This is a genomic window from Bradyrhizobium sp. TM239 (genome assembly GCF_036247985.1).
GTDB classification, from domain to species: Bacteria; Pseudomonadota; Alphaproteobacteria; order Rhizobiales; family Xanthobacteraceae; genus Bradyrhizobium; species Bradyrhizobium ottawaense.
In genome coordinates this window covers 20,671-34,103 of sequence record NZ_BTIR01000011.1, presented here as the reverse complement: position 1 = coordinate 34,103, position 13,433 = coordinate 20,671, and the positions used below count along the sequence as shown (strand labels likewise).

Sequence of the window (13,433 nt, the reverse complement as noted above, 5' to 3'; positions counted from 1 at the left end):
GCGCGCAGCGCTCTTGAGCGCGCCGCCGCCAGCGGTCAAACAAGCCGCGGCGTAAGCGGATTCGATGCGGGACTTCTACGATCAAATTGTCGGACGGCCTCAAGACGATATCGGTTCCGCACAGCCCGGCGCTTCGACAGCGCAATGGCTGGATTTTCCGGGGTGCGTGTTTGTCAGAGGCGAGTTTCGGGCCGGCGCCGACGGCACCGCGATCGCAGCGCCGGGCCTGTTCATCTCGGTGGCCCTCGATGGTGGCGCAGGCCGCGGCATTCTGACGCGCGCAACTGGCGGCGAAGGGCAAATGACGGCAATTGCCGTGCGCGAGAGCGGCGCGGCGGAACGCGCGGTTCACTCCGGCGAGGGTCCCGCGATCGGCCTGGCGTTTCCGCAAACCTCGATCGATGGCCTCGGACTCGGCGACGAGTTTCGGGCGCTGTTTGCGAACGACGTCGCGGACGCCGCGCTCGTCTCTCTGAGGGCGTCTGCGCGCATACAGGCCGTCGCGGCAGAGATGTTCTCGCCGCCGGTCGCCGGCAACGCGGCGCAATTGTTGCTGTCGGCGCATGCCGCCGAGATCGTGGTCCACGCCTTGTTCGGCGAACGCGGCCGGATTGCGGCCGATTCCGCCACCGATCTCCAATGGACCCGGTTGCAATCGGTGAAGCAGCGGATGGATGCCGATCTCGCCTATCCCTGGAGCATCGACGAACTGGCGCGGAACGCTGGGCTGAGCCGCAGGTCCTTCAACCAGAAATTCCGGATGGCATATGGCCAGAGCGCGATCGACTATCTCAGGGCTCAGCGGCTCGATGCCGCACGGGCCTTCTTGATTCATCAGCGCTTGTCCGTCACCGAAGCGGCCTATCGGGTCGGCTATGCCCATCCGGCAAATTTCGCGACGGCTTTCCGCAGGCGCTTCGGCCATTCGCCGAACAGCTATCAGTAAACTCGAAAGCCTCCACGTGTGATCAAAGGTGATTTGCGCGCGCGCAAAGGCGGCGGCCGCTTTGATCTGGTTACACCCGGGTTGTTGAACACGGAACTCGGGGAAGACGATGCGGCGGAACGACGGGCAGACGCCCGGCTGGGAACGGATGGTGAGAACTGGTCTGGGCGCCGCCGGTTTGGGAATGGTCCTGCACGCGACGCCCTCGGGCGCCCAGGTCTCCGGAACCAATTCGCCTTCAGCGGCGGGCACATTGCCTCCGGTCACGGTGGAGGCACCGAGCCAGGCGCGTCCGCGTGCCCAATCTGCCCAGCGCGCCTCGCAATCGCAGCGTGGCCGCATCGCGACGCCGCGCAATGCCGGGTCCGGACAAGCCAGAAACGCGGATACGCGCGAGGCGGGTAGCGGCCGCGCCAACGCGTCGAGCGAGAACAGCTATGTCGCAAGCAGCAGCTCGGCGGGCACCAAGACGAACACGCCATTGCTCGAGACGCCGCAGTCGATCTCGGTCGTGACACGCAAGGAGCTCAACGATCGCGCCGTGCAGACGCTGACGGAGGCGGTCGGCTATGAACCGGGTGTCCGCATCGATGCCTCCGGCTACGATCCGCGCTTCGACGCCATCTCGATCCGCGGCTTCGACATCACCTATAACGGCGTCTATCTCGACGGCTTACGCCTCGTCGGGGCCGGTCTCAGCGTGTTCAAGACCGAGCCTTATGGCGCCGACAGCATCACCGTGGTGCGCGGGCCGAGCTCGGCCCTCTACGGCCTCGGTTCGCCCGGCGGATTGATCGACCTGCAGAGCAAGCTGCCGACCAGCCAGCCGTTCCACGAGGTGCAGACACTGTTCGGCGACCGCGAGCGCGTGCAGGGCAATTTCGATCTCTCGGGGCCGGTCGATCCCAACGGTCAATTTTCCTATCGGCTGACCGGCGTCGTGCGCGACGCCGACGTGTTCGTGCCCGGCGGCAAGGACAATCGTGTCTATGTCGCTCCCGCCGTCACCTGGAAACCGGACCAATCGACGACCCTCACCATTCTCGGCGCCTACCAGAAATCGAAGACGCCGGGGTCCATGTTCACCTATTCCTCGGGGACCGGCACCACCACGGACATCTCCACCGGCAGCCCGTCCTACAATTCGCTCGACCAGGAGCAGGGACGCGTCGGCTATCTGTTCGAGCACGCGTTCAACAACGCCGTGACCGTTCGCCAGAAATTCCGCTATGTCGACGTCGATGCGGTCACGCGCTATGTCGGCTTTCTCGGCGCTCCCGTCGGCAATGTCGTCTCGCGCTATACCGGCTACGTCCACGACACGCTGCAATCGGCCATCATGGACAACCAGGTCGAGGCGAAACTCTCGACCGGCCCGGTGCAGCACACGCTCCTGGTCGGCACCGACTACACGGCATCGAAATTCAACGACAAGCAGGGATTCGGCTTCGGGGTTTCCCCTCTCAATCTGGCCGCGCCGGTCTACGCGCCGGAATCCATTCCCGATCCGGCGATCTCGTCCTCGACGCAGCAGCGGCAGACTCAATCCGGCGTGTATATCCAGGACCAGGCCAAGCTCGACCACTGGATCCTGACGCTGAGCGGCCGCAGCGATTGGGTTCGCACCACGGGCGAGGATCAGTTCGCACTGACCCGGCAGCAGCAGTCCGATCAGGCCTATAGCGGGCGAGCCGGGCTGACCTATGTATTCGATTCCGGGGTTGCGCCTTACGTTGCCTATTCAACCTCGTTCTTTCCCAATCTCGGCGTCGATCCCACGGGCGCCTTCTTCAAGCCCACCACCGGCAAGCAGACCGAGATCGGCGTCAAGTATCAGCCGCCGGGGACGAGGAGCTTCATTACTGCTGCGGTGTTCGATCTGACCCAGAGCGGCGGCCTGGTCACGACCGGGACCGGCGTGACGGTCCAGCGCGGCGAGATTCAAAGCCGCGGCTTCGAATTGCAGGCGCTCGCGAGCCTCGGCGGCGGTTTCGACATCACCTCGTCCTATACCTATCTCGATATGGTCACCAGGCAGGCCGGCGACAGCGCGCAGATCGGCAAGTTTCCGTCGGGCAATCCTCCGCACACCGCGACGCTGTGGGGCAACTATGCCCCGCCGCTGTCAGGCCCGTTTGCGGGACTGAGCATCGGCGGCGGCGCGCGTTACATGTCCTGGAGCTATGGCGACGATCTGAACACGTTCAAGAACAGCTCGGTGACCCTGGTCGATGCTGCGCTGAAATATGATTTCGGCCAGGCGGCGAAGGAGCTGAAGGGCCTTCAATTCCAGGTCAACGCCAAGAACCTGTTCAATCTGCACTACACGACGTGCCAGGTCGGATATTGCTACCGCGGCGCACCGCTGACCGTCATCGCAACGCTCGGCTACCGTTGGTGAGTATGGCGATGGCGAAGACCGGAGCTGGCTGCCGATCTTACCAATAGATCCCGTGGCGATGCAGCGCGCGGACGATTTGGGCGTCGGTGGACAGCTGACGCCGCTTCGGCTTGGTCGTTCCGGCCGTGCTTGCCGGTGGCGGTGGTGGCGTGGCTGATGCCTTCGTGGCTGGTGCCGTCGTGGCCGCCGGTGCCGTCGCTGAGGTGGTCGCAGTCTGGACGTTTGCCGGCTGCGACGGCGCCTGGGTGGTTTGCGGCGAGACCGTTGCCGCCGTGGCGGGCTGCTCGCTCGCCTGCTGCCTTGAATTGCTCGCTGCGAGACTGAGGCTCCGCGACCCACCCGCATAGGCCTGGCTTGTGAGCAGAGACACCGTTGCGATCAGGATCAGCTTGCGCATGGAAACGCTCCTAATCTGGTCAATCCGTCTTACCTATCTCGCATCCATTGAGTTTCAGCGCGCCAGATGGTGCCGACCGATGTTGATCAAGGTTGCCCGGCACGACAGGCGGTAGATCAGGCTGAATAATTGGTCCCACATGATCGAACTCCACTGTTGATCACATGCAGTAATCCTAGCGCAGGAGTCTTTCCGTGGGTTTTCGCGGGGATGGAAAATGGCTTCGTCCGGCAGCGGTGCGATGTCGTCGGAACCGGCGCGACGAAGCCGCTTCACGCGGGCGTGAGCCGTTAATAATCTCTTGAGGAATCCGCGGGGCAGGGCGTCAAAACACCTCGAAATATTCGCGGTGCTCCCAGTCGGTCACTTCGGACAGGAAGCGGTCGATCTCGGCGTTCTTGATGTGGGTGTAGTAGTCGACGAACTCAGGCCCGAGCTTGTCGCGGAAGAAAGGATCGTCCTTCAAGGCGCTGACCGCATCGCGCAAGCTCTTCGGCAGCAGCGGCGCCTTGGTCTCATAGGGCGTGTCGGCGGACGGGCCGGGATCGAGCTTGCGGTCGACGCCGTCGAGGCCCGAGAGGATCTGCGAGGCCATGTAGAGATAGGGATTGGCGGCGGGCTCGCCGATGCGGTTCTCCAGGCGCGTTGCGGCATCATTGGCGCTGCCGAGCACGCGGATCATCACGCCGCGATTGTCGCGGCCCCAGATCGCGCGGTCGGGTGCCAGCGAATAGGAGCGGTAGCGCTTGTAGCCGTTGATGGTCGGCGTGGTGAACACGGTCGAGGCGCGGGCGTGGTCGAGCAGGCCGCCAAGGTACGCCCGGCCAAACGCACTGAGCGGCTCACTGCCGTCCCTGGCCATGAAGACGTTTTCGCCGCTCGCGCGCGAGACGATCGACTGGTGCAGGTGCCAGCCGCTCGCGAACACATTCGGCAGTTTCGGCCGGCACATGAAGGTGGCGTGATAGCCGTGGCGGCGCGCGATCTGCTTCACGGCGCTCCGAAACAGCACCATGTTGTCGGCGGGCTCCAGGCCCTTCTTCGGCGCGAAGGTGAACTCGCACTGACTCGGCCCGAACTCGACCTCGACCGAGCGCAAGGGCAAGCCGAGCGCGATGATGTCGCGGCGCAAGATCTCCAGCACCGGCTCCATCTGATCGAAGCGTTGCTCGGTGAGATATTGATAGCCGTGGCTGAGCAGGCTCACCGACGGCGGCGTGCCCGGCTGGCCGGCGTCCTCGGGGCGCATATGCGGGTCGTCGAGCTTGAAGATGTGGAATTCGACCTCGAGCCCGGCGACGAAATCGTGGCCGCGGCTCGCGAGCTGGTCGAGCACCTTGCGATACAGCGAGCGCGTCGCGAACGGCACCGGGCGGCCGTCGCCAAAATAGAGGTCGCACAGCACCCAGCCCGTGGCCGGCGCCCACGGCAAGACGCGAAACGTGGTGGTATCAGGCACCATCAGCACGTCGGCCGCGCCCTCCATCTCCTTCATGCCGAAGCCGCCGCCCGCGGTGAACACCGGAAACACCGTGCGGTGCGAGGTGTCCTTGGCCAGCATGGTGGTGGTGATGGAGCAGCCGCTCTCCAGCGAGGCGATCGCCTCGGAGGCGATGAGGGTCTTGCCGCGCAGGATGCCGTGCTGGTCGGGGAAGGCGAGGCGCATGACCTCGAGGTTCTTCTCCTCGACGATGCGCCGCATGCGCGACGCGGCGTCCCTCTGCTCATCCGACCACAGCGCATGATGCGCGACGAAAGTCACTTTGGTTGCTCCTTCTCGCTCGATGAGAGTATGGGGCACACTGTCATCGTCCGCGAAGGCGGACGATCCAGTATTCCAGAGACGGTCGTGTGTCCACGAGAGGCCGCGGCGTACTGGATGCCCCGCCTGCGCGGGGCATGACAGTGGAGAACGTGGGGCCGCCGTCGCGACCCGCCGGCGGCGATTGGCATCCTCACTCCGCCGCCGTCAACCGGTGCACATTGTCCGCGATCTCCTTCGGCACAGGTGCGGTCCACGGCGCGCCGCGGCGGCGCTTGACGTCGACCTCCATCCAGTAGGTCTCCCAGCCCCGGGTCGGCCCGATGCCGTCCATAGTCGCCGGTCCCTGGATCGAACGTGCGTTGCTCTCGTCGAGGTGCAGCATCGGCTTCTCGCCGCCTGCGACCTTCTCGATCTCCTCCCGCAGCAGGCGGCGATACTGCACGATCGCCTTGTCGCTCGATCCGAGATGCTCCTGGGTGCGGTCCTGGATCGCGCCCATCGACTCCACCGCCCACTGGTCGTGGACGTTGATGTCGTTGCCCATGCCGGTATAAGTCGCGGTCTGCTGCTCGTGCGGATCGAAGCCGTAATCGTTAGCTCGGTTCTTGCGCGATTTGTAGTCCGGCAGCTCATAGAGCTCGAGCCGCTGGTCGCGCATCTTCTGCTTGTCGACCGGGTTCGAATAGCTGGTGAAGATCGCGTACCAGTAGCAGTTCTCGTCGTCGACCGGGACGTGCCACTGCGTGATCGTCATCTCCGTGCTCATGGGGATGACGAAGCCGTGGGGGAAGAGCTGATTGGTGACGCGCACATGGGTGCGCTCCTCGTCGATCTCGCGCAGCGCGATCAGCCGCAGGCCGTATTCGGTATGCTCGACATTGATGATCGGGCGGTCGTACTCGCGCAATATCTTCGTCATCGGCAGGTCGGAGCCGGCTGAGGCGCCGCGGAACTGCTTGCCGTAGGCGGTCGAGGTGTCCTCATCCTCGAAGAAGCGGTGCAGATAAGAGGCGTGCGCGGGATCGATGCCGACCTCCAGCGCCTGCAGCCAGTTGCAGGCCATGTGGCCCTTGAATGCAAAGGTGTGGGTGCCGGGCGCGACGAAGCAGTCGATCTCCGGGAATGCGGGCGGGGCGCCCTCGCCGAGATAGGCCCAGAGGATGCCGCTCTTCTCGACCACAGGATAAGAGCGCTGCCTGATGTTCTGGCAGAGTTTCGAGTCCTTCGGTTCGGCCGGCGTTTCGATGCACTGGCCGGTCGCGTCGAACAGCCAGCCATGGAAGGCGCAGCGCAGGCCGCCGTGCTCGAGCCGCCCGAAGGCGAGGTCGGCGCCGCGATGGGCGCAGTGACGGTCGATCAGGCCGTAGCGGCCAGCTTCGTCGCGAAACAGCACCAGATTCTCGCCGAGCAGTTTGACGGGGCGGATGGGACGATCGCCTGCGAGCTCATCCACCAGCGCCGCCGGCTGCCAGTAGCTCCGCATCAGCTTTCCGCAGGGGTCCTTCGGACCGGTGCGGGTGATCAGGTCGTTCTGCTCCTGGCTCATCATGGCGAGGACATCCCTTTGTGGAGTGGCGTTTGTTCGCCTATTGAACGAATGGGCGAATTATGACATGCCTTGAACCAGCAGCAAGCACTATTTTGCAGGATTGTCCCGAGCATGCCCAAGCTGAAGCGAAGCGAGAGCGACGAGCGTGCGACGGATTTCGTCGAGAGCCTCGATCGTGGCCTGCGCCTGCTGCAGTGCTTCGGCACGACGGCCGGCCCGATGACCTTGAGCGATCTCGCGCGAGCCGCGGATTTGCCGCGCGCCACCGCACGGCGCATGCTGTTCACACTCCAGCGCGGCGGTTTTGTCTCTGGCGATGGAAAACTGTTTTCGCTGACGCCGCATGTGCTGACGCTCGCAGCGTCCTATCTGCGATCCAACCAGCTCGTCACGGTGCTGCAGCCGGTGCTCGATCGGGTCGCGACGGCGGCAAACGAAATATCGTCGCTCGCGGTGCTTGATGGTGACAACGTCGTGTTCGTCGCTCGCAGCAGTCCGGCGCGCATGTTCTCGGGCGGATTGGAGATCGGTTACCGTCTGCCTTCCTTCTGCACCTCGGTCGGCCGTGCCATGCTCGGTCAGTTCGACGATGCCGATCTTGTTGCCCGCCTGAAGGCGATGCAGCGCGAGGCGCTGACGCCGCAGACGGTGACCGATCCCAAGGCGCTGCTTGCGCGTATTGTGGCTGATCGCGCGCAGGGCTATTCGCTGGTCGACCGCGAGGCCGAGCCGCATTTCCGCTCGATCTCGGTCCCCGTGTGTCGCTACGATGGCGTCATCGTCGCCGCCATCAACATGGGCGCCCACGTCGATCGCGTGCCGGCGCAGGAACTGATCGACCGTTTCCTGCCGCTGTTGCGGGAAGGCGCGGAGTCGGTGCGTTCGCAGCTGCTGTAAGCGTAGGGTGGGTTAGCCTTGGCGGCTGCGCGAAGCGCAGTCGCTTGGCGTAACCCACCACTTCTCGCGCCCCGAGACCTAAAGAGGTGGGTTACGCTGACGCTAACCCACCCTACAGTCCGCCGTCTGTGCTATAATGCGCTCCACACAACACCAGGGAGCACGCCATGCAACACACCATGGTTCCCAGTGATCGCGTCGAGCACGTCGCCGTCTATGGTGGCGACGGCACGAAGCTCGGCACGATCGAGCGATTGATGCTCGACAAGGTCAGTGGAACGGTCGCTTACGCCGTGATCAAGACCGGCAGGCCGCTCGGGACACATCACCATTACCCCGTGCAATGGAGCGCGCTCAAATATGATCCGGGACGTCAGGCCTTCCAGGTCGAACTGACGCCGGAGCAATTGAGCAGCGGTCCTTGCGAAGTCGATGGCGAGGAGTTCGATTGGGGCGACCGCTCGCGGCCCTACCAGCATCCGAACTACTGGTCGATCTAGCCGCGTCGGAAGTATGGGCTACGCCCCGGTAAGCAGCGTCACGGCCGGTTGCGCATCCAGTCGGCGAGGCCTGATATCGCCTTGTCGAGGTCCTGACGCGCAGCGAGGTCGGCGATCGTCTCTTCCAGCGCGCCGCGCATGCACAGCATCCACGCATTGCGCTCGGCATCGCCGATGGCAAAGCCGATGTGCCGCTGGCGCAGCCGCGGATGGCCCTTCTCGACGGAGTAAAGCCGCGGGCCGCCGGTCCACTCGGTGAGATAGCGCTTCAGCACGTCCCTGATCAGGCCGAGGTCGTCCGCATGCATGGCGCGGATCACTTGCGCCTCCGGCAGCGTGTCCATGCGGTCGTAGAAGCGGTCGACAAGGGCGTCGATCGTGGCACTGCCGCCGATCCGCTCGAACATGGTGGTGACGTCGGTGGAGGTCATGATCTGTCCAAAAAACTCGCTGTGACGCTTTGATATAGTGTTGCCGGAGGTCGTGCAAAATCACCGCTGTCGTCCCGGACAAGCGCGCCTCAAGCGCGCGCAGATCCGGGACCCATAACCACAGGGAGGAGTTTGGCGAAGGCTCGCTGTTCGGTACTTCTACCGATCGCAACTGATAGATCACGCGGTATGGGTCCCGGATCTTCGCTTCGCTCGTCCGGGATGACGGCCGAGGCTGGTCAATTACCTACAGCGCCACGCTGCGCAAGCCAAAACTGCGGGCTTCGTTCTGCAGCACGGGCCGCACCGCATCGATCAGCCGCGCGGCCGCTGCGTCGACGCTGAGACCTGCCGTGTCCACCACCGCCGTCGCGCGCGAATACAGGGGCTCGCGGCTGAGCAGGATGTTGCGCAGCTCCGCCATCGCGGAGCGGTCGTCCGCCATTGGACGCAAATCGCCCTGACGGCGGACGCGGGCCATGTGCTCTTCGGGCTCGGCCTTCAGCCAGATCGTGTAGAACGAGGTTAGGATCTGGTCGAAGGTCAAAGGCTCGGACACGATGCCGCCGCCGGTCGCCAGCACCATCAGCTCGTTGCGCGCGAGCAGCTGTTGCAGTGCCGCCTGCTCCATGCGGCGAAAGCCTTCCTGGCCGTACAGCGCGATGATCTCGGCGACCGAGAGGCCGTTCTGCTGCTCGACCTCCTTGTTGAGCTCCACAAAACTCCAGCCGACCTTCTTCGCCAGCATCCGGCCGAGCGTCGACTTGCCGGCGCCGCGCAGGCCGATCAGCGCGATGCCGCAGAACGGCGCGCGCCGCGGTGCGGTTGCACTGCCGCCGGCGAGCAGATCTTTTGCCTGCGCGATCTGGGCAGGCGTGGCCTTGCGCAGCAGGTCGCGAAACATCTGCCAATCCGGCGTCGGATCGACGCTGGGAAGTAGATCTTCGAGATGCGCGCCCATGGCGTCGGAGACGCGACGCAAGAGCACGATGGAGACGTTGCCCTTGCCGCTTTCGAGCTGCGCGATGTAGCGCTCCGAGATTCCTGATACCTTGGCGAGCACTTTGCGCGACATGCCGCGTAGCGCGCGCATGGTGCGCACGCGCTGGCCGAGCTGTTCGAGAAACCGGGATTCTGCGTCGGGACTGTCGGTCATGAGCCTTCTTTAAGGGATGTCTCTTTGAAGGGTGTCCTGCGGCGCATTTTAATGAAACATAATGCCTGCTAGCATTGACAGCAAGCCAATGCGGTGTCTTTCTATGAATTATAATTCTAAATTCGGGGGAGAAGTCCGTGAGCGAGGGATCCTATAACGCGGTGACCTGGCTGCTCGACCGTAACGTCGAGCAGGGCCGCGGCAACAAGCTCGCCTTCGACGACACCGTCTCGCGGCTGACCTATGGCGAGCTTCAGCGCGAGAGCCGGCGCGCCGCCAACATGCTGCGCCGGCTCGGCGTCCGCCGCGAGGAGCGCGTGGCGATGATCATGCTGGATACGATCGACTTCCCGGTCGTGTTCCTGGGCGCGATCCGCGCCGGCATCGTGCCGGTGCCGCTCAACACGCTGCTGACCGCGGACCAGTACGCCTACATCCTCGCCGACTGCCGCGCGCGCGTGCTGTTCGTCTCCGAGGCACTCTATCCCGTCATCAAGGACGTGGTCGGCCGCATGCCCGATCTCGAGCATGTCGTGGTCTCCGGCGCCAAGCAGAACGGGCACAAGCAGCTTGCCGAGGAGCTCAACGGCGAAAGCGATCAGTTCGCCACCGCCGCGACGCATCCTGACGAGCCGGCGTTCTGGCTCTATTCGTCCGGCTCGACCGGCATGCCCAAGGGCGTGCGCCATATCCATTCCAATCTGCAGGCAACCGCCGACACCTACGCCAAACAGGTGCTCGGCATCCGCGAGAGCGACGTGTGTCTCTCCGCCGCCAAGCTGTTCTTCGCCTATGGGCTCGGCAACGCGCTGACCTTCCCGATGTCGGTCGGCGCCAGCGTGATCCTCAACAGCGAACGGCCGACGCCGGCGCGGATGTTCGACCTGATGAACCGCTACAAGCCGTCGATCTTCTACGGCGTGCCGACCTTGTTCGCGGCGATGCTCAACGACGAGACGATGAAGGCGGAACGTGGCGGCGGTGCCTTGCGCATCTGCACTTCGGCCGGCGAAGCGCTGCCGGAATCCGTCGGCACCAGCTGGAAATCGCGTTTCGGCGTCGACATTCTTGACGGCGTCGGCTCGACCGAGCTGCTGCACATCTTCCTGTCGAATGCGCCCGGCGACATCAAATACGGCTCATCCGGCAAGCCGGTGCCGGGCTATGCGGTGCGGCTGGTCAACGAGGCCGGCCAGGACGTCGCCGACGGCGAGGTCGGTGAGCTCCTGGTCGATGCGCCCTCAGCCGGCGAGGGCTATTGGAATCAACGCCACAAGAGCCGCCGCACTTTTGAGGGTCCCTGGACCCGCACCGGCGACAAATATGTCAGGGACGCGGAAGGGCGCTACACCTTCTGCGGCCGCGCCGACGACATGTTCAAGGTCTCCGGCATCTGGGTCTCGCCGTTCGAGGTCGAGAGCGCGCTGATCACCCATCCCGCCGTGCTGGAAGCCGCCGTCGTGCCCGAGGCCGATCCCGAAGGCCTGTTGAAGCCAAAGGCCTTCGTCGTGCTGCGACCGGGCGCAACGACGACGGGGCTGCAGGAGATGCTCAAGGAGCACGTCAAGCAGAAGATCGGCCCCTGGAAATATCCGCGCTGGATCGACGTGGTGGACTCCCTGCCGAAGACGGCGACGGGCAAGATCCAGCGGTTCAAGCTGCGGGAAGGGGCGAATTGAGCGAGCGCGCATGTTGATGGTGACTGACACCGTCGCGGCAAACTCCACTGCGCTCCCTCCCCCCTTGCGGGGGAGGGCGGGGGAGAGGGGTAGCCCAGCAAAAGGTGTTCGTCGTCGCGCACCAGACGTTCTTCGTCGCATCGGGAGTCCCCGTGTGGCACCCCTCTCCCTAGCCCTCCCCCGCAAGGGGGGAGGGAACGACTGAGCAAGTGGCGCGTGACGGCGTCCCACGTTGAATGCGACGGACGAAGAGTGACAGCATGACCAACCTCACCCCCACCGGCTTCCTCAGCATCGGCGACGCCAGCCTCGAATATAAATGGCTCGCGCCGCCATCCGCCGACGCCCCCACCATCGTCATGCTGCACGAAGGCCTCGGCTCGGTCGGGCTCTGGGGCGATTTTCCCGAGAAGCTGCAACAAGCCACCGGCGCCGGCATCTTCCTCTACTCGCGCGCCGGCTACGGCCAGTCGAGCCCGGTGACATTGCCGCGTCCGCTGGACTACATGCAGCGCGAGGCGCTGGACGTGCTACCGAAGCTGCTCGATGCGATCGGCTTCAAGCGCGGCCTGCTGCTCGGCCATTCCGACGGCGCCTCGATCGCGACGATCTATGCCGGCGCGCATCAGGATCATCGCCTCAGCGGCCTCGTGCTGATCGCGCCGCATTTCATCGTCGAGGACATCTCGGTGAAATCGATCGCCGCGATCAAGGCGAGCTTCGAGACCACGGACCTGAAGGCCAAGCTCGCGCGCTGGCACAAGGACGTCGACAACGCCTTCTACGGCTGGAACGGCGCCTGGCTCGATCCGAAATTCCGCGACTGGGACATCTCGGAATATCTGGCCTATATCCGCGTTCCCATTCTGGTCCTGCAAGGTGCGGGCGACCAATATGGGACACTGCGTCAGGTCGAAATTGCGCAGGAAGAGTGTTACTGTCCGATAGATTTTAAAGTCATTTCAGACGCGGGCCATTCCCCGCATCGTGAAGCGCCGGGGGCGACGCTTGACGCGATTGAGCAATTTGCAAAAGCGGCCCTGCGCGACGATCAGGGACTCGGGGGACGCGCCGCATGACCATGCGGAGGCACATCCATGAATGTGCCTTCACATGCGGCCGGCCCATTGCCATGGCCGCAATGGGCCTATGTGCCGGGCGAGACCGGCGGCATCGAGGCCGATGACGAAACGCTTGGCTTGGCCAAGGCGCTGGTGCCCTCGGCCTTTCGCGGCTTCGTGCCGGCGCGCCATCCGGCGCTGCGCTACGGGCTCGCGCTCAACGACCGCGGCTATTTCTGGGAAGCGCAGGAGGTGCTGGAGACGGTGTGGGCCGCAGCCCCGCAGAGCGGCCGCGAACGCATCCTGCTGCGCGCCTGCATCCATATCGCCAACGCCAATCTGCGCCTGCGCATGCAGAAGGCGCATTCGGCCGCGCGCCTGTTCGGCGACGCGCTGGCGGAGCTGCGAGCGTTGAGCGCGCGCAAGGGAGCCAGCGGCGGCGACGGTTTTGTCGAGAGCTTTCCGGTCGCGGCCCTGGTGGCGCTGCTCCAGGCCAAGATCGGCCGCCCGCAGCTGTCGAAGGCCGACTGGATCGCGCTTGGCGCGATTGTGCGGTCCTGACCGACTGCATGAAACAAAGTGCATGCATGAGCAGTTAAGGGCTAGACGCATTCAAAAAGATGCACTATTGTGCATCTAACGGTAAACCAA

12 protein-coding genes are annotated in these 13,433 nt (G+C 64.4%); 7 read left to right on the top strand and 5 right to left on the bottom strand.

Annotated features, from left to right (window positions below):
* The first annotated feature begins 166 nt into the window (after positions 1-166).
* Positions 167-946 (top strand): helix-turn-helix transcriptional regulator, encoded by a 780-nt coding sequence (locus AABA84_RS18660; RefSeq protein ID WP_338312696.1) that lies wholly within the window; start codon positions 167-169, stop codon positions 944-946.
* Between the two features lie 148 nt (positions 947-1,094).
* Positions 1,095-3,347 carry a TonB-dependent siderophore receptor gene (locus AABA84_RS18655; protein WP_246549966.1) on the top strand — a complete coding sequence of 751 codons (2,253 nt, stop codon included), beginning with the start codon at positions 1,095-1,097 and terminating at the stop codon, positions 3,345-3,347.
* 37 nt (positions 3,348-3,384) lie between these two features.
* Here AABA84_RS18655 and AABA84_RS18650 read toward each other — a convergent pair whose 3' ends face one another.
* The 3 genes from AABA84_RS18650 to AABA84_RS18640 form a co-directional block, all read right to left on the bottom strand.
* Positions 3,385-3,744, bottom strand: a complete 360-nt coding sequence (locus AABA84_RS18650) for a hypothetical protein (RefSeq protein WP_212243962.1) — start codon at positions 3,742-3,744, stop codon at positions 3,385-3,387.
* Between the two features lie 325 nt (positions 3,745-4,069).
* Positions 4,070-5,506, bottom strand: a complete 1,437-nt coding sequence (locus AABA84_RS18645) for a glutamine synthetase family protein (RefSeq protein WP_338312695.1) — start codon at positions 5,504-5,506, stop codon at positions 4,070-4,072.
* A gap of 193 nt (positions 5,507-5,699) precedes the next feature.
* Complete coding sequence (locus AABA84_RS18640) at positions 5,700-7,058, bottom strand: aromatic ring-hydroxylating dioxygenase subunit alpha (RefSeq protein WP_212243964.1); 1,359 nt, start codon at positions 7,056-7,058, stop codon at positions 5,700-5,702.
* Positions 7,059-7,169: 111 nt separating this feature from the next.
* Here AABA84_RS18640 and AABA84_RS18635 point away from each other — a divergent pair, with 111 nt between their 5' ends.
* Positions 7,170-7,955, top strand: coding sequence for an IclR family transcriptional regulator domain-containing protein (locus tag AABA84_RS18635; protein ID WP_338312694.1), 786 nt, complete (start codon positions 7,170-7,172; stop codon positions 7,953-7,955).
* Between the two features lie 167 nt (positions 7,956-8,122).
* On the top strand, positions 8,123-8,455 hold the full coding sequence (locus AABA84_RS18630; protein ID WP_338305947.1) for a PRC-barrel domain-containing protein: 333 nt from the start codon (positions 8,123-8,125) through the stop codon (positions 8,453-8,455).
* Between the two features lie 38 nt (positions 8,456-8,493).
* Here AABA84_RS18630 and AABA84_RS18625 read toward each other — a convergent pair whose 3' ends face one another.
* Both AABA84_RS18625 and AABA84_RS18620 read right to left on the bottom strand, forming a co-directional pair.
* Complete coding sequence (locus AABA84_RS18625) at positions 8,494-8,886, bottom strand: group II truncated hemoglobin (protein WP_338312693.1); 393 nt, start codon at positions 8,884-8,886, stop codon at positions 8,494-8,496.
* Positions 8,887-9,133: 247 nt separating this feature from the next.
* Entirely contained in the window at positions 9,134-10,042 is a 909-nt protein-coding gene (locus tag AABA84_RS18620) for a helix-turn-helix transcriptional regulator (RefSeq protein WP_194404890.1), read from the bottom strand.
* A 137-nt stretch (positions 10,043-10,179) separates the two neighbouring features.
* Here AABA84_RS18620 and AABA84_RS18615 point away from each other — a divergent pair, with 137 nt between their 5' ends.
* The 3 genes from AABA84_RS18615 (at position 10,180) to AABA84_RS18605 (ending at position 13,343) form a co-directional block, all read left to right on the top strand.
* Positions 10,180-11,721: a benzoate-CoA ligase family protein gene (locus tag AABA84_RS18615; protein ID WP_338312692.1), complete on the top strand. Its 1,542-nt coding sequence runs from the start codon at positions 10,180-10,182 to the stop codon at positions 11,719-11,721.
* Positions 11,722-11,981: 260 nt separating this feature from the next.
* Positions 11,982-12,800: an alpha/beta fold hydrolase gene (locus AABA84_RS18610; RefSeq protein ID WP_338312691.1), complete on the top strand. Its 819-nt coding sequence runs from the start codon at positions 11,982-11,984 to the stop codon at positions 12,798-12,800.
* Positions 12,801-12,818: 18 nt separating this feature from the next.
* Positions 12,819-13,343: a DUF309 domain-containing protein gene (locus AABA84_RS18605; protein ID WP_338312690.1), complete on the top strand. Its 525-nt coding sequence runs from the start codon at positions 12,819-12,821 to the stop codon at positions 13,341-13,343.
* The last annotated feature ends 90 nt before the right edge of the window (positions 13,344-13,433 follow it).